Annotated in this window: 22 protein-coding genes and 1 tRNA gene; 4 read left to right on the top strand and 19 right to left on the bottom strand. The window is 65.1% G+C overall.

Going from position 1 to position 22,992, the window contains the following annotated elements; genetic code table 11:
* Positions 1–27 precede the first annotated feature (27 nt).
* From DKT70_RS10335 to DKT70_RS10325, 3 genes are all read right to left on the bottom strand, one after another.
* A complete protein-coding gene (locus DKT70_RS10335) occupies positions 28–891 on the bottom strand; it encodes an urea carboxylase-associated family protein (protein ID WP_111559062.1) in 864 nt (287 codons plus the stop codon).
* Positions 892–909: 18 nt separating this feature from the next.
* Positions 910–1,653, bottom strand: coding sequence for a cytochrome c biogenesis CcdA family protein (locus DKT70_RS10330; protein ID WP_111559061.1), 744 nt, complete (start codon positions 1,651–1,653; stop codon positions 910–912).
* A 135-nt stretch (positions 1,654–1,788) separates the two neighbouring features.
* Positions 1,789–4,167, bottom strand: coding sequence for an Rne/Rng family ribonuclease (locus tag DKT70_RS10325; RefSeq protein ID WP_111559060.1), 2,379 nt, complete (start codon positions 4,165–4,167; stop codon positions 1,789–1,791).
* 468 nt (positions 4,168–4,635) lie between these two features.
* On the opposite strand from DKT70_RS10325, the gene DKT70_RS10320 reads away from it, so the two are divergent.
* Entirely contained in the window at positions 4,636–5,343 is a 708-nt protein-coding gene (locus DKT70_RS10320; protein WP_111559059.1) for an SOS response-associated peptidase, read from the top strand.
* A 96-nt stretch (positions 5,344–5,439) separates the two neighbouring features.
* Positions 5,440–6,324, top strand: a complete 885-nt coding sequence (locus tag DKT70_RS10315; protein ID WP_111559058.1) for a DUF726 domain-containing protein — start codon at positions 5,440–5,442, stop codon at positions 6,322–6,324.
* Here the strand turns inward: DKT70_RS10315 and DKT70_RS10310 are convergent.
* Positions 6,321–6,917: an inner membrane-spanning protein YciB gene (locus DKT70_RS10310; RefSeq protein ID WP_111559057.1), complete on the bottom strand. Its 597-nt coding sequence runs from the start codon at positions 6,915–6,917 to the stop codon at positions 6,321–6,323. The genes DKT70_RS10315 and DKT70_RS10310 overlap by 4 nt on opposite strands.
* Before the next feature lie 115 nt (positions 6,918–7,032).
* A complete protein-coding gene (locus DKT70_RS10305; RefSeq protein ID WP_158529993.1) occupies positions 7,033–7,962 on the bottom strand; it encodes a DUF1223 domain-containing protein in 930 nt (309 codons plus the stop codon).
* A 218-nt stretch (positions 7,963–8,180) separates the two neighbouring features.
* On the opposite strand from DKT70_RS10305, the gene acnA reads away from it, so the two are divergent.
* The gene (gene acnA, locus DKT70_RS10300) at positions 8,181–10,955 is read left to right on the top strand and encodes an aconitate hydratase AcnA (RefSeq protein ID WP_111559055.1); all 2,775 of its coding nucleotides are present in this window, start codon (positions 8,181–8,183) and stop codon (positions 10,953–10,955) included.
* 138 nt (positions 10,956–11,093) lie between these two features.
* On the opposite strand, the gene ggt is transcribed toward acnA, so the two are convergent.
* From ggt to DKT70_RS10245, 11 genes are all read right to left on the bottom strand, one after another.
* Positions 11,094–12,896: a gamma-glutamyltransferase gene (ggt, locus tag DKT70_RS10295; RefSeq protein WP_111559054.1), complete on the bottom strand. Its 1,803-nt coding sequence runs from the start codon at positions 12,894–12,896 to the stop codon at positions 11,094–11,096.
* Positions 12,897–12,959: 63 nt separating this feature from the next.
* Positions 12,960–13,481: a DsbE family thiol:disulfide interchange protein gene (locus DKT70_RS10290; RefSeq protein ID WP_111559053.1), complete on the bottom strand. Its 522-nt coding sequence runs from the start codon at positions 13,479–13,481 to the stop codon at positions 12,960–12,962.
* Positions 13,482–13,494: 13 nt separating this feature from the next.
* Entirely contained in the window at positions 13,495–13,638 is a 144-nt protein-coding gene (gene ccmD / locus DKT70_RS10285; RefSeq protein WP_072297023.1) for a heme exporter protein CcmD, read from the bottom strand.
* On the bottom strand, positions 13,635–14,360 hold the full coding sequence (locus tag DKT70_RS10280; protein ID WP_111559052.1) for a heme ABC transporter permease: 726 nt from the start codon (positions 14,358–14,360) through the stop codon (positions 13,635–13,637). The genes ccmD and DKT70_RS10280 overlap by 4 nt, the downstream gene beginning before the upstream one ends.
* A gap of 52 nt (positions 14,361–14,412) precedes the next feature.
* Positions 14,413–15,069 (bottom strand): heme exporter protein CcmB, encoded by a 657-nt coding sequence (gene ccmB / locus DKT70_RS10275; RefSeq protein ID WP_111559051.1) that lies wholly within the window; start codon positions 15,067–15,069, stop codon positions 14,413–14,415.
* Positions 15,066–15,695: a heme ABC exporter ATP-binding protein CcmA gene (gene ccmA / locus DKT70_RS10270; protein WP_111559050.1), complete on the bottom strand. Its 630-nt coding sequence runs from the start codon at positions 15,693–15,695 to the stop codon at positions 15,066–15,068. The genes ccmB and ccmA overlap by 4 nt, the downstream gene beginning before the upstream one ends.
* Entirely contained in the window at positions 15,692–16,045 is a 354-nt protein-coding gene (locus DKT70_RS10265) for an Mth938-like domain-containing protein (RefSeq protein WP_072297027.1), read from the bottom strand. Before DKT70_RS10265 ends, ccmA begins: the two co-directional genes overlap by 4 nt.
* Positions 16,045–17,046, bottom strand: coding sequence for a protein translocase subunit SecF (secF, locus tag DKT70_RS10260; protein WP_111559049.1), 1,002 nt, complete (start codon positions 17,044–17,046; stop codon positions 16,045–16,047). Before secF ends, DKT70_RS10265 begins: the two co-directional genes overlap by 1 nt.
* Position 17,047: 1 nt before the next feature.
* Positions 17,048–18,712, bottom strand: coding sequence for a protein translocase subunit SecD (gene secD, locus DKT70_RS10255; RefSeq protein WP_111559048.1), 1,665 nt, complete (start codon positions 18,710–18,712; stop codon positions 17,048–17,050).
* Between the two features lie 15 nt (positions 18,713–18,727).
* Positions 18,728–19,060 (bottom strand): preprotein translocase subunit YajC, encoded by a 333-nt coding sequence (gene yajC / locus DKT70_RS10250; RefSeq protein ID WP_072297030.1) that lies wholly within the window; start codon positions 19,058–19,060, stop codon positions 18,728–18,730.
* Positions 19,061–19,206: 146 nt separating this feature from the next.
* Positions 19,207–20,373, bottom strand: coding sequence for a M20 aminoacylase family protein (locus DKT70_RS10245; RefSeq protein WP_111559047.1), 1,167 nt, complete (start codon positions 20,371–20,373; stop codon positions 19,207–19,209).
* Between the two features lie 64 nt (positions 20,374–20,437).
* Between DKT70_RS10245 and mazG the strand changes: the two genes are divergently transcribed.
* A complete protein-coding gene (mazG, locus tag DKT70_RS10240) occupies positions 20,438–21,283 on the top strand; it encodes a nucleoside triphosphate pyrophosphohydrolase (protein WP_111559046.1) in 846 nt (281 codons plus the stop codon).
* A 39-nt stretch (positions 21,284–21,322) separates the two neighbouring features.
* On the opposite strand, the gene dusA is transcribed toward mazG, so the two are convergent.
* The 3 genes from dusA to DKT70_RS10225 form a co-directional block, all read right to left on the bottom strand.
* A complete protein-coding gene (dusA, locus tag DKT70_RS10235) occupies positions 21,323–22,324 on the bottom strand; it encodes a tRNA dihydrouridine(20/20a) synthase DusA (protein WP_111559045.1) in 1,002 nt (333 codons plus the stop codon).
* A gap of 93 nt (positions 22,325–22,417) precedes the next feature.
* Positions 22,418–22,492, bottom strand: a tRNA-Val gene (locus DKT70_RS10230).
* Between the two features lie 71 nt (positions 22,493–22,563).
* A complete protein-coding gene (locus DKT70_RS10225; RefSeq protein WP_111559044.1) occupies positions 22,564–22,869 on the bottom strand; it encodes an HU family DNA-binding protein in 306 nt (101 codons plus the stop codon).
* Between the last annotated feature and the right edge of the window lie 123 nt (positions 22,870–22,992).

The following is a 22,992-nucleotide window of genomic DNA, read 5'->3' as shown; positions in this document are numbered from 1 at the left end:
AGATTGTGGAGGCGCGGGATCGTGAACTTAGCGCCGACCGTGGCTGCGATCATAACCGCCCGATTGCGATGGCGCCCAGCCTTCGGGGGGCCGCACGGGTGCAAAGACCTGCACGACCAGCGGATGGCATTGCGCGGTGTCGGACGAATGCTCTCCGCCGCAATCACCACCCGGACAGGCCGACAGCGCGCCCAGCAGATCGGTCTCGGCCATGAATTCCAGATAGTCGCCGGGACGGACCGGGCTGGCCTTCATGAAATACTGGCCGGTGTCGCGGGTAAAGCCCGTGCACATGAAGACGTTCAATACGTCATGGACATGTGTTTCTGCCTGATCCAGCGTCATGCCGCGCGCATCCGCCAAGGCCCGCGTCAGGTTGGAATGGCAGCAATGGTGATACTGCGCCCCGCCCGACAGCAGGTTGTGGGTATAAGGATCGCAACGCGTCCCGATTACGTCATGGACGCTGCCGCCAAAGTGGTCGAAGCCGTACCAGTCCAGTGTGTCATCTGTGATGGTGGCCAGAGGGCGCAGGTCGGGCAGGTTCGACCACAGCCGGTCGCCCGTGGACAGATGCGTCCCATGCAGCGCGCGCGTCTTGCCCGAATAGAAGCGCGCCGACAGGTCCGCAGCCCACAGGTTCAGATCGCCGACCTGAGGCCCCTCGACGCTGAGGATGCGGAAGAAATGCCCGGCGGGCACATCGAAACAGGCGGCATCGCGCGGCGGCACCACGATCTGGGCCGTCTGCTGCCAGCCGGTCCGGGCGGCGCGATAGGCGGTCAGATCAGGCCGCGGCAGGGCATCGACCGGATAGCAGATGACGGGTTCCACCGCGCGGCGGGCGTCGGCGTCGGCCGGCGCGGCATGTTCGGGATGGTCAGGCTTCACGGCGATCCCCTTTTCGTGTCAGCCAAGCGTTGCCAGCGCAGGGAATGCCTCCAGCAGCCAGAAACTGAAGGCCGAGAAGGCCCCGGTCAGCAACATCACCCCGACCACGACCAGCAGCGCGCCCATGATCCGCTCGATCGTCTTCAGATAGGGCTTGATCCGGTTCATCAGGCCGATGGCGCGGTTGATGAAGATCGCCGCCAGCAGGAAGGGAATGCCAAGACCCAAAGCATAGACCGCCAGCAGCGCCGTGCCGCGCGACAGTTCTCCCCCGGTGGCGGCCAGCGACAGGATCATGCCCAGCTGCGGACCGATGCAAGGCGTCCAGCCAAAGGCGAAGGCAAGGCCCAGGGCATAGGCCCCCAAGGCACCGCCATCCTGCTTGCCGGCGTTCACTCGCGCTTCCTGATCCAGCAGGGGGATGCGGAAGACATGCAGGAAATGCAGGCCCATGATGATCACCATGACACCTGCAATTCGTGCCAGAAGATCCTGATATTGCAGGAAAGCCCGGCCAAATGCCGAAGCCGCGAAACCCATGATCAGAAAGACCGTCGACAGCCCCATCACGAAGAACAGCGCCGGGACCACGGCACTGCGTTCGCGCGTCTTGAGCCCGTTCACCCCGACCCCGGTCATATAGGCCAGGTAAGGTGGCACGATGGGCAGCACGCAGGGCGACAGGAAGGACAGAATACCCGCCAGCAGCGCCACGAAGGCGGCAGGCAGGAAAGCGGCAGAGGCGAGTTCGATTCCCAACATGTCCGGCACCTTACCGGTCATTGCGCAGAAGGACAGAGGGCATTGCGTCACGGCTTCGTGGGAAGGCCCGTGACCGGCACGAAAAAGGGGCGCGGCATGGCTGCAGCGCCCCTGTCTTGTCAGCTGTTGGCGCGCTTAGCGGCCCGACCACCAACCACGACGCTTGCGCGGCGCATCGTCGGACGCGGGTTCGGGCTGGTTGGCCGCCACCGGGGCCTGGGCCGGTGCGGCGGCAGGTTCGGATGCGGTTTCGACCAGTGCTTCGGCCACGGCCTCTGCGGGGATCGCCTCGGGTGCGGGGGGCTGGGCCTGAACCGCTTCCGCAGGGGCTTCGGGGGCTTCGACCGCCGTCGGGAAGGCCGCGGCGCGACCGCCATCGGCCTCGCCCGACAGATCCACCACCTCGGGCAGGGCTTCGCTCTCGACGGGCTTGCGGGTGCGCGACCGCGAGCGCGACCGGCGGCGACCCGACGAGGCTGTCTCTGTCTCCGCTTCCGCTTCGGGCGCGTCCGCTTCTCCGGTTTTGGCCGTCATGGCAGGGGCCTCGACCTCGGGTTCGGCGTCATTCGCGCCTTCGGCGCTGTCGTCGTTCTCACTTTCGGGGCGATCGCCCGTCTTGCGACGACGACGACGGCGGCGGCGACGGGAGCGCCCGCCCTCGCCCTCATCCTCGGCAGATGCCTCCTCGGGCTTTTCAGCCTCGGCGGCTACGGGGACCTGCGCGATTTCCACGACCGGGACGATCTCGGGCTCGGGCTCGCGCTCGGGGGCCTCGATCTCCTCGTGGTCGATGCTGGCCATCAGGTCGGCATTCACGCCCAGTGGCACCTGCGAGGGTTCGGGAACCACGCGGGTGGCCGTCTTGAACTTCTCAATGGCGAAATCAGGCGAGGTGATCGCCGGATCGGCCTCGACCCGCACGGACATGCCGTAACGCGCCTCGATGCCCGCGATATGCTCGCGCTTCTGGTTCATCAGGAAGTTGGCGACCGCGATGGGCGCCTTGACCAGAACCTCGCGCGACCGCTTGCGGGTGCCCTCTTCCTCGATCGCGCGCAGAATGGTCAGCGCCAGGCTGTCATCGCTGCGGATCAGGCCGGTGCCGTGGCAATGGGCGCAAGGCTGGGTCGTGCTTTCCAGCATGCCCGGACGCAGGCGCTGGCGCGACATCTCCATCAGGCCAAAGCCCGAGATGCGGCCCACCTGGATGCGGGCGCGATCGGATTTCAGCTTGTCCTTCATCCGCTTCTCTACGGCGGCGTTGTTCTTGCGCTCGTCCATGTCGATGAAGTCGATGACGATCAGACCGGCCAGGTCGCGCAGGCGCAGCTGGCGGGCGACCTCGTCGGCGGCCTCCAGGTTGGTCTTGACGGCCGTGTCCTCGATCGAGCCTTCCTTGGTGGCCCGCCCCGAGTTGACGTCGATGGCGACCAGCGCCTCGGTCACACCGATGACGATGTAACCGCCCGATTTCAGCTGCACAACCGGGTTGAACATGCCCGCCAGATAGCTCTCGACCTGGTAACGGGCAAAAAGCGGCATCTGGTCGGTGTAATGCTTCACGCTGTCGGAATGGGACGGCATGATCATGTTCATGAAGTCCTTGGCCAGGCGGTAACCGCGCTCGCCCTCGACCAGCACCTCGTCGATATCCGCGCTATAGAGGTCGCGGATGTTGCGCTTGATGATGTCGCCTTCCTCATAGATCGCGGCCGGGGCCACCGATTTGAAGGTCAGGTCGCGGATCTGTTCCCACAGGCGCAGCAGGTATTCGTAATCGCGGTGGATCTCGGTCCGGGTGCGCTGGCTGCCGGCGGTGCGGATGATCAGGCCCGCGCCCTGCGGGACGTCCAGATCGGCCGCGATGTCCTTCAGCTTCTTGCGGTCGGCGGCATTGGTGATCTTGCGGCTGATGCCGCCACCACGCGCCGTGTTGGGCATCAGGACGCAGTATCGGCCCGGAAGCGACAGATAGGTCGTCAGCGCGGCACCTTTGTTGCCGCGTTCCTCCTTGACCACCTGCACCAGCATGATCTGGCGGACCTTGACGACTTCCTGGATCTTGTAGCGGCGGGCGCGGGGCTTGCGGGGGGCGCGGACTTCTTCGGTCACGTCCTCCTCGGCGACGGATTCGATGCCGTCGTCGCCATCCTCCTCGGTGGTCGCGTCATCATCCTGGGATGCCGACCGCGTCTTGCGGGGGGCTTCCTCGGGCTCGTCGTCGGCCGGGTCGTTTTCCTCGGCCAGCAGCGCATCGCGATCGGCCGCAGGGATCTGGTAATAATCGGGATGAATTTCCGCGAAGGCCAGGAAACCGTGGCGGTTTCCGCCGTAATCCACGAAGGCCGCCTGCAGCGAAGGCTCGACCCGCGTCACCTTTGCCAGGTAGATGTTACCTGACAGCTGACGCTTGTTGACGGTCTCGAAATCGAATTCCTCAACCTTGGTTCCATCCACCACGACCACCCGAGTTTCCTCGGCGTGGGTCGCGTCTATCAGCATCTTGTTTGCCATTGATATGTCTTTCGCGCAGGCGCGTGACGGGCGGTGCCAGTGGCATCCCCGGAATGCGGCTGCGGTGTGATGAGGACGCGGGGGCGTCTTCGGCGACGGCGTTCGGACCGGCGCGGCCAGCGGCCCGCCCATCCTGAAATCTGCCGTCCAAAGCGCGCGTCATCGCGTCTGTTCCTTCGAAAGACCCGGTGCTTGTCAGGCCGACCGGGCCACTGTGTTCATCACCCCCGTGCGCGGTTGGCGCGACCGGAGGGCGGGTTTTCCGCGGGGTACATGGCTGCTCCGTCGTCTTGATCGGATCCAGAGGTGCCCCGCTGCGAAACTGTCGGTGCTTGGCAACCCCTGGTTGAGGTCGCATTGCACATGGCCCCACCATAGAGGCTCAGGCAGGGAAAATTCAATGCAGAAAACGCGATACCCCGCCCTAAGGCGATTTCCGGCCCGCGGTGGCGGTGCTAGGCTGGCACGATGTGCAACCTTTTCTCGAACACGACGGCGGTCGAGGCGATGCGCCGGGTCTTTTCGGTCGCCCCCGAAAACGACCATCTGGGCAATGCGGCCCCGCAAGCGGCAATCTTTCCCAAGGGCGATGCGGCCATCGTCCGGCTGGACGCGCAGGGCGCGCGGCGGCTGGATTACAGCCATTGGGGCTTTGTTCTGCCGCAAACCTCGACCCGCACCGGCAGGCCGATCCAGCCCAAGGCCGTCAACAATGCCCGCGACGACAAGCTGCGCGTGTCGCCCTTCTGGCGCGGTGCATTCCGCCACAGGCGTTGCCTGATCCCCGCCAGCAGCTTCTGCGAGATGACCGGTCGCAACCCCGCCACCCATGTGTGGTTCGGCGTGACCGGTCCCCAGGACCGCACACCCTTTGCGCTGGCGGGCATCTGGCAGGATTACGACGGCCCCTATGGCGAAGAACGGCGGGCGTTGCTGACCAGTTCGATGATCACCACCCGGCCGAATGCGCTGGTCGCGCCGATCCACCCCGACCGCATGCCCGTGATCCTGCGGCCCGACGCCTATGACCAATGGCTGCTGGGGTCCGAGGACGAGGCCTTTCAGCTGCTGGAACCCTATCCCGCCGACGAGATGACCATCCACCAGCAGGGCGTCGGCCTGAACCATGACGGCGATCAGCCCTCCCATACGGACCCGCAGATGCCGCTGTTCTGACGCAACGGGCGTCACGCAGGTTTAACGCCTTGTTCACGCCTTTGTCGCACCCTTGGCCCAGAAACGGTCCCGCACAGGGCAGCATCGGAGGTCGGGATGGCGGTGATCCAGCTGAATGCCGAACAGGGAATGACGCCGGACCTGCAACGGGCGGCACGCGCCCTGCCCGATGGCGCACCGATCCTGGTCATGCTGCACGGCTATCGCTATTCCCCCGCCCATCCTGCCCACGATCCCCATCGCCATATCCTGTCCCCCGTGCCGCTGCGACACACGACGTCATGGCCCTGTGCCCTAGGACTGGATGGCGGCCCCGATCACGGGCTGGCCATCGGTTTCGGGTGGGAGGCGCGCGGCACTCTGCGCGCCGCCTATGACCGCGCCGGGGCGGCAGGCCAGGCCTTGGCCGACACCCTGTCGCAACTTGCGCAGTTGTCGGGGCGGCCGGTGGGGCTGATCGGCCATTCGCTTGGCGGGCGGGTGGCGCTGCAAACCCTTCAGGGGGCGAATGCAGGCAGCGTCGGCCGCGTCATCCTGCTGAACGCGGCCGAATTCCGCGACACGGCCGCAGCCGCCCTGTCACACCCTGCAGGACGTCAGGCCGAGATCATCAACGTCACCGCCCGCGAGAACGACCCCTTCGATTTCATCCTTGAACAATTGCTGGCGCGCGGCCGGCGACGCGCCCTGGGTTTCGGGCTGGAGCGGAGCAGGTCCAATTGGGTCGACCTGCAGATCGACGATGGCGCAACGCTGGACGCGCTGGCCGATCTGGGCTTTCCGACCGAGCGGGGCGCCCGCCGCCTGTCGCATTGGACGCCCTATCTGCGGGGCGGGCTGTTCGATTTCTATCGTGCGGCGCTGTGCCACCCTTGGGCGCTGCCACTTGGGCTGCTGCGCCATCACCTGCCGGTGCGCCCGCATCCGCGCTGGTCGCGCCTGCTGGCGGCACCGGCAGCCTTGGGCGCGATGCGGGCCTAGACGTCCTTTTCAGGCAGGGCGTGATCGCGATAGAGCCGCGCATTGCCCAGCAGGAAGACAAAGATCAGCACCGGCAGGCCGAAGGTCTTGAAATAGACCCAGGTGGTTTCGGACATGTTGCGCCAGATCAGCTCGTTGGCGACGGCCAGCGCCAGGAAGAACAGCGCCATGCGGAAGGTCAGCTTGCGCCATCCGGCCTCGTCCATGGGCAGGGCCTCGGACATGACGGCGCCCAGCCAGTTGCGCCGCAGCACCAGCCCCGTCCCAAGGATCGCCGCGAACAGCAGATAGATCAGCGTCGGCTTGAACTTGAAGAAAGCCGGATCGTTCAGCCAGACCGACATGCCCCCGAAGACGATGACCAGAACCAGCGTCGCCACCTGCATCGGTGCCAGCTTGCCGGTGATGCGCCACTGGATCAGCGTCGACAGGATCATGGCGGGAATGAAGGCCAGCGTGGCCACGATGAAACCGCTGTAGGTTTCGCCCCACAGCGTCACCTCGCGGCCCCGGTACAGCATGAAGACCCCGAAAAACAGGATCAGGGGACCAAATTCCAGCACGGGCTTGATCCAGGCTTTGTTGTTCGTCATCGGGCTATCCGCTTGTTTCCTTGGTCATCCTGCGCATGACCCATTCCATTTGGCGATCTTGTCGCCCGCGCCGCATTCCGCCGCAAGGGCCTTGCCGCCTTGATCCGCACGCACCCTAGTCCAGGCGGATCGCAGTCAGGATGGTTCCCGGCAGGCGATGCTTGCCGATCATCTGCTGGACCAGCACCACATGGCGGGTATCGGGGCCAAAGCGTTCGTCGCTGAACTGTTCGGGATGCACGTTCAGCCGCAGCGTCGTCGTGCCGTCCCAGGTCGTCAGCTTCTGCATCGCCAGCACGACATTGGTATAGGTGATGCTGCGGCCGCGGTTCTCTCCCTCGGTCAGGGCGACTTGGCGTTCAGGGGCATAGCGGACCAGCACGATGTCGATCTGGTCGCCCAGGTCGGACAGGGGGGACATCTCGATTGTCTCGCCGGTGTCGTTCGGTTCGCGCATGACGCTGACGGTGGTGGCGGCAAAGCGCCGACCGTCGATCAGGCCCATCAGCTGGGTGGGGCCCGGCGCCACGGCGGTTTCGCTGCCGCCCACAATTATCTGCGGCGTATAGACCGATCTTTCGCCCGCAGCCCTGGCATAGGCTTCCTGGCGTTCGGTGAATTCGGGCTGGGCAAAGCTGTCGGCCCAGCCAAGGTAATCCCAGTAATCGACATGATAGGACAACGGCAGGACGTCGCTCTGCCGCGCCAGCCGCGACAGCATCGCATCGGCCGGCGGACAGGATGAACAGCCCTGAGAGGTGAACAGCTCGACCACCACCGGCTGCGTCGCATCCGGCAGGTCCGCGGTCGGGGGCGCGACGTCCGACGCCGAGAAATTGCTGAACCCCCCGTTTTCCAGCGCCTCGGACAGCGACGGGACGATGCGGCCCGGATCGTCGGGCGCCAAAATGATCGGCTGCGCGACGGCGGGCCCGCCCCCCGACAGGACAGCAGCCACGAAGACACCCGCCAGCCAGTGGCGGTTTCGGTTTCGGGTCCGGCACCAGCCCGACACAGACAACATCTGCAGTTCCTTGATCTTCATCTTGGCAACACTGATAGCGACCCCGACCCGTAAAGGCCAAATCAAGGCTTCGTCAGCGGGGCGCCGCTTTCCGCGGCGTGCCCCTTGAGCAACAGAGCCAAGTATGGTATGCGATTGCATACAATCTTTCGACAGCGCCCTTGCGATACACCCCCCGATGGGGCAAAGCAGGGATACGCATGCCAGACCCATCCATACTTCCAGACAGGGAGGCCCTGATGCCGATCACCACCGGAACCGATACCGCCAAGACCCGCCGCACGCTTGCGGTCGGCGACAGCAAGGTCGACTATTACTCGATCGCCGCCGCCACCGAGGCAGGCCTTGGCGATTTCTCGAAACTGCCGGCCGCGCTGAAGGTCGTGCTGGAAAACATGCTCCGCTTCGAGGATGGCGGCCACACCGTGTCGGTCGACGACATCAAGGCCTTCGCCGAATGGGCGACCCTTGGCGGCAAGAACCCGCGCGAGATCGCCTATCGCCCTGCCCGCGTGCTGATGCAGGACTTTACCGGCGTTCCCGCCGTGGTCGACCTGGCCGCCATGCGCGACGGCATCAAGGCCCTGGGCGGCGACGCCCAGAAGATCAACCCGCTGAACCCGGTCGACCTGGTCATCGACCATTCGGTCATGATCGATGAATTCGGCACCCCCCGCGCCTTCCAGCGCAACGTCGAGCTGGAATACGAGCGCAACATGGAGCGGTACACGTTCCTGAAATGGGGCCAGAAAGCCTTCAACAACTTCCGCGTTGTTCCCCCCGGAACCGGCATCTGCCACCAGGTGAACCTGGAATATCTGGCCCAGACCGTCTGGACCGACAAGGACCAGAACGGCAACGAAGTCGCCTATCCAGACACGCTGGTCGGCACCGACAGCCATACCACCATGGTCAACGGCCTGGCCGTGCTGGGCTGGGGCGTGGGCGGCATCGAGGCCGAGGCCGCGATGCTGGGCCAGCCAATCTCGATGCTGATCCCCGAGGTCGTGGGCTTCGAGGTCACCGGCGCACTGGCCGAGGGCGTGACCGCCACCGACCTGGTGCTGCGCGTCGTGCAGATGCTGCGCAAGCATGGCGTCGTCGGCAAGTTCGTCGAATTCTATGGCGAAGGCCTAGACAACATGCCGCTGGCCGATCGCGCCACCATCGCCAACATGGCCCCCGAATACGGTGCCACCTGCGGCTTCTTCCCCATCGACGATGAGACCCTGCGCTATCTGCGTCAGACGGGCCGCGAGGAAGACCGCATCGCGCTGGTCGAAGCCTATGCCAAGGAAAACGGCTTCTGGCGCACCGCCGATTACGCGCCGGTCTATTCGTCGACGCTGAAGCTGGACCAGTCGACCGTCGTTCCGGCCATCTCGGGCCCCAAGCGTCCGCAGGATCACGTCGCGCTGACCGAATCCGCGACCGCGTTCAGCGATTACATCAAGGGCCTGCGCAAAGCACCTTCGGTTCCCGCCGAGGAAAAGGGTGACTGGGCGGAAGAAGGCGGCCAGCCCGCACCGAGCGACATTCCCGGCGACAGCCATGGCCACCTGAAATCCGGCACCGTCGAGGGCGAGGATTACACCCTGCGCGACGGCTCGATCGTGATCGCCTCGATCACGTCGTGCACGAACACCTCGAACCCCTATGTGATGATGGCCGCCGGTCTGGTCGCCCGCAAAGCGCGCGAATTGGGCCTGACCCGCAAGCCTTGGGTCAAGACCTCGCTGGCACCCGGTTCGCAGGTCGTGTCCGAATACTTGGAATCGGCCGGTCTGCAGGAAGACTTGGACGCCATCGGTTTCGACTTGGTCGGTTACGGTTGCACCACCTGCATCGGCAACTCGGGTCCCTTGCAGCCCGAGATCTCGAAATCGGTCAACGACAACGATCTGGTCGCCGTCTCGGTCCTGTCGGGCAACCGCAACTTCGAAGGCCGCATCAGCCCCGATGTCCGCGCCAACTATCTGGCCTCGCCCCCGCTGGTCGTGGCCTATGCGCTGGCCGGTGACATGAACATCGACTTGACGACCGAGCCCTTGGGCAAAGGCAAGGATGGGCAGGACGTTTATCTGAAGGATGTCTGGCCGACTTCGAAAGAAGTGTCGGACCTGGTCGACAGCGTCGTCACGCGTGAGATGTTCCAGGCGAAATACGCCGACGTCTTCAAGGGCGACGAGCGCTGGCAGGGCGTCGAGGTCACCGACAGCGAAACCTATGACTGGCCGGCGAACTCGACCTACATCCAGAACCCGCCCTATTTCCAAGGCATGTCCCAGGAACCGGGCACGATCAGCGACGTCAAGGGTGCCCGCATCCTGGCGCTGCTGGGCGACATGATCACGACCGACCACATCAGCCCGGCCGGTTCGTTCAAGCCGACGACGCCCGCCGGCCAGTACCTGACCGAGCGTCAGGTCCCGGTCCGCGACTTCAACAGCTATGGCTCGCGTCGCGGCAACCACGAGATCATGATGCGCGGCACCTTCGCCAACATCCGTATCAAGAACGAGATGCTGGACGGCGTCGAGGGTGGCTACTCGAAGGATGCCGACGGCAACGAAGCTGCGATCTATGACGCCGCCATGTCCTATGTCGAACAGGGCACGCCCCTGGTCGTGATCGGCGGCATCGAATACGGCGCGGGTTCGTCGCGTGACTGGGCGGCCAAGGGCACCAATCTGCTGGGCGTCAAGGCGGTCATCGCCGAGAGCTTCGAACGTATCCACCGTTCGAACCTGGTCGGCATGGGCGTCATCCCGTTCGAATTCACCGAAGGCGACACCCGCCATTCGCTGAAGCTGACCGGTGACGAGACCATCACGATCGACGGGTTGTCGGGCGAATTCAAGCCGCTGTCGTTGGTGCCCTGCACCATCACCTACAAGGACGGCACGCAGAAGACGATCCAGCTGAAGGCCCGCGTCGATACGGAGGTCGAGATCGACTATCTGAAGAACGGCGGCGTGCTGCATTATGTGCTGCGCGACCTTGCTGCGTCCTGATCGCGCCATCTAAAAAATGCGAAAGCCCCCGGCCATCGGTCGGGGGCTTTTTGCTGCGCGGTCGTCCAGTGGGTATTTGGACAAAGAAGAAGCCGGACAGCTTTGTGACGAGCCTGTCGGAGCGGGGGTTGCCCCCTGTTAGCCGCCGATCGCCACGCCTTCGCGCCGCGGATCGACGCCACCCTCCAGCCCGTCGGGCGACAGGACAATGCCCTGCAGGCCCGAAGTCAGGTCCGTTTCGGACAGTTCGAACCCCATCGCGGTCAGGCCTTCGGTCAGGGCGGCAGGCAGGCCGGGTTCCACGTCCATCGTGCCGAAGCGGTTCAGGATGTTGGGCGACGCCACGGCCTGTTGGATATCCATGCCCCAATCCAGATGCGCGATGATCGCCTTGGCAACATAGCCGATGATGCGGCTGCCGCCCGGCGATCCGATCACCATGACGGGTGCGTCATCCTTCATCACAATGGTCGGTGCCATGGACGAACGGGGCCTTTTGCCCGGTGCGATGGCATTGGCGATGGGATAGCCCGCATCGTCATGGGTTTCGAAGCTGAAATCGGTCAGTTCGTTGTTCAGAAGGAAACCGCCCGCCATCAGCCGGGACCCGAAGCCGTTCTCGATCGTGGTGGTCATCGACAGGGCGTTGCCATCCGCATCGACGATCGAGATATGCGTGGTCGAAGGCAGTTCCAGCGCGCTGTCCTGTCCCCACAGCATCGCATGCGACCAACCGGGGCTGCCCGGCGCAACCTCGGGCAGGCTGTCATCACCGGCCAGCAATTCGGCCCGCTTGGCCAGGTATTCCGGGTCGATCAGCCCTTCGGTAGGCATGGGAACGAAATCGCTGTCGGCCATGTAGCGGCCGCGATCCGCGAAGGCCAGCCGCGACGCATCGCCGATCATGCGCCAGTTGTCGGCATCCTCGGGTCCCGCCGACAGATCGTGATTGTCCAGCATGCCCAGAATCTGCCCCAGGGTCAGCCCCCCTGACGATGGCGGCCCCATGCCGCAGACGTCATGGTCGCGATATTCGGCGCAGACGGCGGGGCGTTCGATGACCTGGTAATGTTCCAGGTCGGACGCCGACAGATAGCCCGGGTTGTCGGTCGCCCCCCGCACGGCCGCGGTGATCTGTTCGGCGATCGGCCCCTGATAGAAGGCATCGGCGCCGTCCTTGGCGATGGCGCGCAGGGTGTCGGCATAGGCCGGGTTCTTCAGCGTGCTGCCTTGGGCGACGGGCTGGCCATCGGGAAAGAAATAATCCTTGGTCGCGGGATAGCGCGACAGGTCATCACCTTCCCCCGCGACCAGTTCGGCCAGACGGGGCGACACGGTGAAGCCCTGATCGGCTAGGGTGATCGCGTCCTGGAACAGGGTGGACCAGTTCGACTTGCCCCATTTGCGATGGGCGGTTTCCAGAAGGCGCGGCGTGCCGGGCGTGCCGACGGAACGTCCACCGATGACGGCATCCATGAACTCCAGCGGTTCGCCGTTCTCATCCTGGAACAGGGTCGGCGTCACATCCATGGGTGCGGTCTCGCGGCCGTCCAGCGTGGTCAGTTCACCGCTTTCGGCGTCATACCAGACCAGGAAGGCGCCGCCCCCAAGGCCCGAGCTTTGCGGTTCGACCAGCCCCAGGACGGATTGGACGGCGACCATGGCATCGGCGGCGCTGCCACCGGCCTCCAGCACGCGGGCGCCGGCCTGGACTGCCAGCGGGTGGGCGGCGGTGACCATCCAGTTCTGCGATGTGACCGGGCGTCCTTCGGATTTGGCCGTCAGACCGTCGCGGGCAGGCTGGTCCAGATCGCCGAACCCTTCGGTCGTGATGTCGGTGGCGGATGCGGCTTCGGGGGAAATCGCATCGGTGGCCTGTTGGGCCCCCGCCAAGGATGCACTGCCCAGCAGCAATGCAAGGGCCAGACCTGTTCGCGTCATCGCACTTCTCCCTGATATCGGCTTGATCGGGTCAGTGTGATCAAGTTGACGCAGGGGCGCAACCTAGTCTTGTGCGGCAAGGGCCTTTTCAAGCTGGGGCAGAAACCGGTTGGTGTAATCTTCGCGGATCAGGGGGCCAGCGTGGCGATAGAGGACGTTGCCATCGCCGTCGATGATGAAGGTCTCGGGCGGGGCGGTGACGCCCCAGTCGATGGCGGTGCGCCCGCGGGGATCGGTCGCGATGGCTGCAAAGGGATCGCCGTCGTCGGCCAGGAAGGACAAGGCTGCGCCTTCGGGGTCCTTCAGGTCGACGCCATAGACCGGCAGGCGGGCCGACAATTCGGTCAGGGTCGGGTGCTCGGCGCGGCAGGGCGGGCACCAGCTGGCCCAGAAATTGACCAGCTTGACGCCCGGTTCGCGCAGCATGGCATCGGTCAGCTGCTGCTTGCCCGGCAGGGTCGTCTGGGGAATGGCGGGGGCCTGCCGGCCGATCATGGTCGAAGGCAGGTTGCCCGGATCTTCGCGGTTCATCCCCCACAGAAAGGTCGCGGCCAAAGCCACGAAGATCGCCGGGGGCAGCAGCATCAGGGGGGAAATCCTAGGCATCGGTCTTGTGCTTTTCCAGGTTGCGGCGGGCGCGGGCATTGGCAGCGACGCTGTGCCAGACCAGACCGGCCAACAACAGCAGCGAGACGCCATAGGCGGCCAGAACCGTTCCGGCATAACGTCCAAGATCGATCATGCACGGGCCTCTTGGGCTTGCAATGCGGCCAGACGCCGCTTGCGGATTTCAGTACGGGTGCGGATCACGACCAGCGCCAGGAACAGAAGCCCGAAGCCGATCATCGACAGATAGAGAGGGTGGCGATAGACCGCGCTCATCCTTTCGCCGGACTGAACCGACAGGGACGCGCCCTGATGCAGGCCCTGGTTCCAGAACAGCACCGCATAGCGCGACAGAAGGGCAAAGACCGACCCCACCAGGCAAACGACGCCGGTCAGGTCGGCGGCGCTGTCGGGATCCTCGATCGCCGACCAAAGCGCGATATAGCCGACATAGAACAGGAACAGGATCAGGAAGGATGTCAGCCGCGGGTCCCATTCCCACCATGTCCCCCACATCGGCTGGCCCCAGATCGCGCCGGTGATCAGTGCGATCAGCGTCATCACCGCGCCGATGGGCGCCGCGGCCTTGGCAGCCAACGCGCTGACATGGTGGCGCCGGATGATCCAGATCAGCGAGGCGACCAGCATCATCACCCAGATGTTGATCGCCATCAGGGCTGCAGGCACATGCAGGAAGACGATCTTGACGGTCGATCCCTGGCGGTAATCGTCGGGCGTCAGAAAGCCCCAGACAAGGCCACCCGTCACGCAGATCGCGGCACCGACCACCAGCCAGGGCAGGACCCTGTCGGTGGTGCGCATGAACTTGGCCGGATTTGCATATTCCCAGATCGACATGGCTCTTCCTTATCTGTCCTGTGGCGGGCCGCTCAAGCCCTTTGGGACGGGTTCACCGCAGATTGACCCGCAAGGCCGCCGCCGCGGCAAAGGGGATCAGCGCCAGCACCATCAGCGTCACCGCACCCAGGAACACAAGGGGCGTGGTGACGGGCAGGTCTTCCGCGCCCCTGCGGGTGATCTCGGCCCCGAAGATCAGGGTGGGGATGTAAAGTGGCAGCACCAGAAGCGACAGCAGCAACCCACCGCGCCGCAGCCCGACGGTGACCGCCGCGCCGAACGCGCCCAGCATCGACAGCGCGGGCGTGCCGATCAGCAGCGACAGGATCAGCATCGGCATGGCCCGGACCGGCAATTGCAGCAGGATGGCAAAGACCGGGGCCGCCAAGATCAGCGGCAGGCCGGTGGTGATCCAATGGGCCAGCGCCTTGACAGCGACGGCGCCTTCCAGCGGAATCGGGGCGGTGGCCAACAGGTCCAAGCTGCCGTCTTCGTGGTCCAGCGCAAAGATGCGGTCCAGCGACAACAGGCAGGACAGAAGCGCCCCCACCCACAGGATGCCCGGCGCGACAGGTGCCAGCGCCGCCCGGTCGGGACCGATGCCGAAGGGCACCAGCGCCGAGAGGATCAGGAAAAAGGCGACGCCCAGGCCGAAACCGCCCCCTGCCCGCGTGGCAAGGCGCAGGTCGCGCAGCAGCAGCGCGATCATGCGAAAGCCTCGTTGAAGCCGGACGGGCGGGTGACGGGTCCGGGTCGGGCGCGGAAGGGCGTCAGGTCCAGCATCTGCGCGTCGGGCAGCCCAAGGTCGATATGGGTGGCTATCAGCGCCGCCCCGCCCGCCACCAGATGCGTGCCGACCACCTGTGCGAAACGCGCAACCGATGCCGCATCCAGTGACACCGTCGGTTCGTCCAGCACCCAAAGCGGCCGACCGCTGACGATCAGCCGCGCCAGCCCCAGACGCCGCTTCTGACCCGCCGACAGCGCGCCTGCGGGCCGGTCTGCCAAGGCGGCTAGATCCACCGCGGCCAGCGCGGCGTCGATCCCGCCGCCACCAAAGACACGCGCCCAGAAGCCAAGATTTTCACGGGCGGTCAGGGATGATTTCAACCCGTCGGAATGGGCGGCATAGGCGACGGCATCCTCGGCCATGGCGACCGTTCCCGTAACGGGGCGCTGCAGGCCCGCAACGGTCCGCAGCAGGGTGGTCTTGCCGATGCCGTTCGGGCCTTTCAGGATCAGCGCCTGTCCGGAGTTCAGGGAAAAGCTGACGCCCTCGACGGCCCGCAGCCCGCCGCGCGCGACGGTCAGGTCGTGGACCGTCAGCAGGCTCACAGGGGCAGAAGGGCGCAGGCGACGCGGCGACCTTCCGACAGGGTCACGTTATAGGTGCGCGCTGCAGTGGGCGAATTCATCGCCTCGACACGGATGCCGGCGGCCTCCATCGCGGCGACGATGTCGCGGGGGGCATAGGCGATCTGGTCGCCCATGCCCAGGAACAGGACGTCGATCCGCCCCGCCAGTTCCGTCAGCGCGGCCAGGTCCGACAGGCCGCCCCAGGATGCCACGCGGTCGCTTTCCACGACGATGGCCCCCTGATGCACCTTACCAGCCACCCGGAAGAAGCCGGGGCCATAGCTGTCCACGGCATTCGCGCCTTCGAAATCGGTGGGGTTCAGGATCATCAACCCTCCTCGGCGCCCTCGAAGGGCGACACGGGTTTGCGCGGTTTGGCGTTCGGGTCCTTGGGATCGGGCTTGCCCCAGTCCCGCCGGACGCCCAGCCACAGAACGAAGTTCTTCGCCACATAGATCGACGAATAGGTGCCCACGAAGATACCGAAGGTGATCGCGAAGACAAAGCCCCGGATCACGTCGCCACCCAGGACCAGCAGCGCGATCAGCGCCACCAGCGTCGTCCCCGAGGTCATGATGGTCCGCGACAGCGTCTCGTTCACCGAGAGGTTCATCAGGTCTCGCAGAGGCGTCTGCTTGAACTTCATCAGATTTTCACGAAGCCGGTCAAAGACCACGACCGTGTCGTTGATCGAATAGCCGACGATGGTCAGCAACGCCGCGATGGTGGTCAGGTCAAAGCGGATCTGGAAGGCCGCGAACAGCCCCATGGTCAGCAGCACGTCGTGGAACAGCGACACGATCGCCCCCACGGCGAACTGCCATTCGAACCGCAGCCAGATATAGACCGAGATCGCCGCCAAGGCCGCCAGAACCGAATAGATGGCGGTCTGGATCAATTCACCCGAGACCTTGGGCCCGACCGATTCCACCGACGGGAAGCTGATCGACGGATCGACCGTCTGCAGCGCCCCCTCGACGGCAGTGATCAGCTCGGGGGTGACGGCCTCGACGCCGTCCTGCGCGCTGATGCGCACCTGCGCGACATGCTGATCGTCGCGGAAGCTGGGGTCGAAGACCTGCGTGATGGCCACGTCCCCCAGATCCAGGGGCTGCAGCGCATCGCGATAGGCGCCGATATCGACCGGCTGCGAGGATTCCGTGCGGATGGTCGTCCCGCCCCGGAAATCGATGCCGAAGTTCAGACCATTCACCAGCAGAACCACGACCGACAGCACCATCAGCAGCGCCGACAGCCCGAAGGTCACCTTCTGCAGGCGGAAGAAGTCGATCCTGGTGTCGTCGGGGACAAGTTTCAAACGGAAGGCCATATCACACCTCGATCTGCTTGGGGCGCGCACGCTCGAACCACATGACGGTAATCAGGCGTGTCACGAACAGCGCGGTAAAGACCGAAGTCACGATCCCGATGGTCAGCGTCACCGCGAACCCCTTGACCGGGCCCGAGCCCAGCACGAACAGGATGGCGGCCACGATCAGGGTGGTGATGTTGGCGTCCACGATGGCCGACATCGCCTTTTCATAGCCCGTCTCGATGGCGCGGGCGGGGCCGCGGGCGGTCTTCAGTTCCTCGCGGATGCGTTCAAAGACCAGCACGTTGGCATCGACCGCCATGCCGATGGTCAGCACGATCCCGGCGATGCCCGGCAAGGTCAGCGTCGCGCCGATCACCGACAGCACTGCAAACAGCAACAGCATGTTGAAGGCCAGGGCCACAGTGGCAAAGACGCCGAAGCGGCCATAGGACAGGATCATCAGCGCGACGACGGCGGCAAAGCCCACGCCTGCCGCGATCTTGCCCGCATCGATGCTGTCCTGTCCCAGTTCGGGACCGACGGTGCGTTCCTCCAGGAAGGTCATTTCCGCGGGCAAGGCACCGGCGCGCAGCAGGACGGCCAGGCGGTTCGCCTCCTCGAAGCCCATCGAGCCCGAGATCTGGCCCGAACCCGTCGTGATGGCCGAACGGATGACCGGGGCCGAGATGACCTCATTGTCCAGAACGATCGCGAAGGGCTGACCGATATTGGCCGAGGTATAGGCCCCGAAGGCCCGCGCGCCCGATGGGTTGAAACGGAAGTTGACCGAGGGCAGGCCGTTTTCATCGCTGGCGGTCATGGCATCGACCAGATCCTCGCCGGTGACGACGGGGGTGTCTTCCAGGATGTAGAAGACGCCCTGCTGATCGACCGAGGGTGCGATGAACTGCCCGATGCCGGGATCGCTTTCGCCGTCGCCGGTGGTGCCGACGACCGGGTTGAAGGTCAGCTGTGCGGTCGTGCCGATCAGCTCCTTCAGTTCGGCGGCCGAGCCGATGCCGGGGACCTGGATCAGGATGCGATCCTCGCCCTGGCGCATGATGGTGGGTTCGCGGGTGCCGACCTCGTCCACGCGACGGCGCACGATCTCCAGCGATTGCTGGATGGTGCGGTCATCGGTGACGGCCTTTTCGGCATCCGACAGCTGGATGGTCAGCCGCGACCCTTGGGTGCTGATGGCCAGCGACTGCTGACCCGCGCCCGTCAGGGTCGTGACGGGGTCGGAAAATCCGCGGGCGATTTCCACGGCGCGGGCCATCTGGTCGGCATTGCCGATCTCGACGGCCAGCTGACCGTCGGGGGACTGCACGCGGCGGATGGCGCCGATGGTGTCGCGTTCGGCGGCCATGGCGCGGCGCAGTTCGGGCCAGATGGCGTCCATGCGGCTTTTATAGACCTGCTCGACCTGCACTTCGCCCAGCAGATGGGCGCCTCCGCGCAGGTCCAGGCCCAGATTGACCAGATTGCTTGGCAGCCAGGACGGCCAGGCGTCGCGGGCCGCGATCAGTTCGGGCGTCTCGACGCCGGTGGCCTCGATCTGGGACACGGCGTCGTTATGCGCCTCGACCCGCTTGTAGAAGGCATTGGGCAACGCGAAGAGCAGCCCGAGAAGGCAGATCCCGATGATCAGGACGCGCTTCCAGCGGTCAATCTGCAGCATTTTGGCTTACGCCTTTCAGTTGTTGGCGGCGACAGGTTCGGTCTTGTTGACGACCTGCGCGATGGTGCTGCGAACGACGCGGATGCGCACGCCCTGGGCAATCTCGACTTCCAGTTCGTCGTCGCGGACCGAGGCGACCTTGGCCAGGATGCCGCCCTGGGTGATGACGGTATCGCCCTTCTTGACGTTCGAGACCATCTCGCGGTGCTGCTTGGCACGCTTCTGCTGGGGGCGGATCATCAGGAAATACATGATCAGGAAGATCAGGATCAGCGGGATGAACTGTGCAAAGGCTGCACCACCACCTGCGCCACCGGCGGCCTGGGCATAAGCTGGGGTCACGAACATTCATGGTCCTTTCGAGAAACGGGGCCGCGGAAAAGCCCGCAAACCGTGGCTTGATTGGCGCGCAACCTAGCGGCGCGACCGACGCTTGGCAAGAAAGCGCCCGCCCCCGTGCGGGGCTGGGCGGCAAACGCCTGCGTGAACGCCCGTTAAGCCCTGCGGGGTTGGGCGCGTTCGACCAGCCGCGCAAGAAAGCTGGCGCCGATGGGGGCGATCTCATCGTTGAAATCGTAACCGGGATTGTGCAGCCCCGGCCCTTCGCCCTGCCCCAGGAACAGATAGCAGCCGGGGCGTTCGTTCAGCATATAGCTGAAATCCTCGGCCCCCATCTCGCGGCCCTTGTCATCGGCGACATTGGCGTCGCCCACGATCTCGCGCGCGGTCGCGGCGGCAAAGGCGGTCTGGTCGGGGTCGTTGACGGTCGCCGGGTACCCTTCCTGATAGTCCAGCATGACCTTGACCTCATAGCTGGCCCCCTGCCCCTCGCAGATCCGCGTCATCCGGTCGCGGACCATCTGACGCACATGGGGCGCAAAGGTCCGGACCGTGCCGCAGATATAGGCCGTGTCGGGCACGATGTTGTCGGCGCTGCCCGAATGGATCTGCGTGACGGAAATCGCCAGATCCTCGGCCGTATCATGGTTGCGGCTGCTGATCGTCTGGATGGCGCCGACGATGCCCACCGCCGCGACGATGGGATCGGTCGTCAGATGCGGCATGGCACCATGACCGCCGCGACCCTGCACGTGGATCTCGAACGTGTCGACAGCGGCCATGATGGGGCCGGGCGTGGTCCACAGGCTGCCGACCGGCTGGCCGGGATTGTTGTGCATGGCGAAGACCCGCGCGATGTTGAAACGGCCCATGATGTCTTCGCGCACCATGATATTTGCGCCACCGCCGTTTTCCTCGGCTGGTTGAAAGATCAGCGCGACGCGGCCGGCGAAATTGCGCGTCTCGGACAGGTATTTCGCCGCACCCAGCAGCATGGTGGTATGGCCGTCATGCCCGCAGGCATGCATGCGCCCCGGCACCGTCGAGGCCCATTCCGCCCCCGTCACTTCATCCAGCGGCAGCGCGTCCATGTCGGCGCGCAGCCCGATGGTGGGGCCGTCGCCCTGACCGTCGATGATGGCGACGATACCCGTGCGCCCGATACCTTCATGGATCTGGTCGATCCCAAAATCGCGCAGGCGTTCAGCCACGAAGGCCGCCGTCTGGTGGCAGTCGAAGCCCAGTTCGGGATGCTGATGCAGGTGGCGGCGCCATGCGGTCATCTGGTCGGTGAAATCGGCGATGCGGTTCAGGACGGGCATGTGGACTTGGGCCTTTGGCTGTGGCAGTCGAGGGGGCATCTTCCGTGTCCCGAGGGGAATTGCAATGGCCGACCAGAAACCGACCGACGATACCGCACCGCGCGATCCGGCGGCGGAAATCCAGCGCCTTCTGGGCATCATGGCGGCGCTGCGCGATCCCAGGACCGGCTGTCCTTGGGACATCGAACAGGATTTCGCCTCGATCGCCCCCTATACCATCGAGGAAGCCCACGAGGTCGAGGACGCCATCCAGCGTCAGGCCTGGGACGAATTGCCGGGCGAACTGGGCGATCTGCTGCTGCAGGTGGTGTTTCACGCGCAGATGGCCTCCGAGGCCCGCATGTTCGATTTCGCCGATTGCGCCGCCGCCATCAGCGACAAGCTGATCTTCCGCCACCCCCATGTCTTCGGCGATGAAAGCCGCGACAAATCCGCTGAACAGCAGGTCAAGGACTGGGAGGCGATCAAGGCCGTCGAACGCGCGGGCAAGGCGGAACGCGGAACGCTGGACGGCGTGGCGCTTGGGCTGCCCGCGCTGACACGCGCGGTCAAGTTGCAGAACCGCGCCGCCCGCGTGGGCTTTGACTGGCCCGGCGTGGAGGGCGTGCTGGACAAGATCACCGAGGAAACCGCCGAACTGGTCGAGGCCCGCGACACGCTTGGCCAAGACGCGCTGGAGGAAGAATTCGGCGACCTGATGTTCGTGATGGCCAATCTGGCGCGACATCTGAAGATCGACCCGGAACTGGCGCTGCGTCGTGCGAACACCAAATTCACCCGCCGCTTTGCCAGCATCGAGACCGATCTTGCCGCCGATGGCCGTCGCCCCGAAGACAGCGACCTGACCGAAATGGACCGTCTGTGGGACAAGGCCAAGGCCGCGGAAAAGGCAGAGGCGCAAGGCGTCTGACCCCCTTTCGGCGACGCTTTCCGGCTTGAACCCTTGGGTTCAGGCCGGTTCGGCCACCTGCATCAGGGCGGCGTCATAGACTTCGATCCCGCCTTTTGATGCGCCCTCGGACAGGGTCCGCTTCCAGGCGCGCGCGCCGGGCATGCTGTGAAACAGCCCCAGCATGTGGCGCGTGAACTGATGCAGCCTGCCGCCCTGCGTGATGTGATCGACAATGATCGGGCGCATTTCGGCGGCGACATCCAGCGGCGAGGCAAATGGCGGTTCCCCGCCCCACAGCCGATCCGCCTGCCCCAGGATCTTCCACGGTTCGTGATAAGCCGCGCGCCCCACCATCACCCCATCCATGACCGTCAGCTGTTCGCGGATAGCATCCGCATCCGCGATGCCCCCATTGATCGAAAGGTGCAGATCGGGAAATTGCGTTTTCATCATGTGGACCAGGGGATAGTCCAGCGGCGGGATCTCGCGGTTCTCGCGCGGGCTGAGACCCTGCAGCCAAGCCTTGCGCGCGTGGATCGTGATGCGGCGGACGCCCGCCTGCCGCATGCGGTCCAGGAAATCCGGCAGGATGTCGGCGGCGACCTGATCATCGACACCGATCCGGCATTTCACCGTCACCTCGGTCGCGGTTTCGGCCTGCATGGCCTGCACGCATTCGGCCACAAGGTCCGGCGATTTCATCAACACTGCGCCAAAGGCGCCCGACTGCACGCGGTCACTGGGGCAGCCGACATTCAGGTTGATCTCGTCATAGCCCCAATCCTGGGCAATGCGGGTGGCCTGACGCAGCTCCTGCGGGTCCGATCCGCCCAGCTGTAACGCCACGGGGTGTTCGGCGGCATCGTAATCCAGCAGCCGCGCGCGGTCGCCGTGGATGACGGCGGGGGCCGTTACCATTTCGGTGTAGAGCAGCGCATTGCGCGACATCATCCGGTGGAAACGGCGACAGTTGCGGTCCGTCCAATCCATCATCGGAGCGACCGAAAGGCGGGCGGCGCGGCGCGTCCGGGTCTGGCCTGCGTCGTTCGGGGTTTCCATCGGGACCTCTTGTTCTGCTGGCGCCGGTCATGCGTGGCAGGCGATGCGGACATCGCGGCGCAGGCGCCGCGTTCAGATCCGCAAGAAGGGAAATGGTGGGTGATAAGGGATTTGAACCCCTGACATCTTCGATGTGAACGAAGCGCTCTACCACTGAGCTAATCACCCGTCGCGCTGGCTTCTAGCGCCAGTCGTTCCCGCATGCAAGAGGTCTTGGCGCATTTCTGCGCCTGGCCCGATCAGTTCGGTTTGGCCGGACGCCGGCGCAGCCGCAGGGTGATGACATCGCCACCGCGCGCATCCTTTTCGCAGCTGATCCTGGCCCGCCCAAGGGGTGGCACGGCAAGGGTCTGCCCGGCGGCAAGCACGCGGCCCAGTTCGGCCAGGGTCGCCTCGATCACGGGCCGGGCATCGGCCTTGCGGGCACCGGTGGCGGCAATGACGCGGTCTATGAAGTCGCGCTTGTGCACCACGGCGGCATTGCGTGGATCCTGCAGGATGATGGCAGGGGGTTCACCCGCCTGCTCGACAGAGGTCTCTGGCATGTCTGGCCCCCCAACCGATGAAAGTCGAGGTTCAGCCTAACGCGCTGTGACGTTGCGTCAATCTTTTCGAGACATGAAAAGGCCGGGGACGCGAAACGTCCCCGGCCAAAGATCGACCACCGG

Source organism: Paracoccus sediminilitoris (assembly GCF_003259195.1).
In the GTDB taxonomy this organism is placed as follows: domain Bacteria; phylum Pseudomonadota; class Alphaproteobacteria; order Rhodobacterales; family Rhodobacteraceae; genus Paracoccus; species Paracoccus sediminilitoris.
The sequence above is the reverse complement of the archived record's forward strand: the minus strand, read 5'-3'. Positions and strand labels throughout refer to the sequence as shown.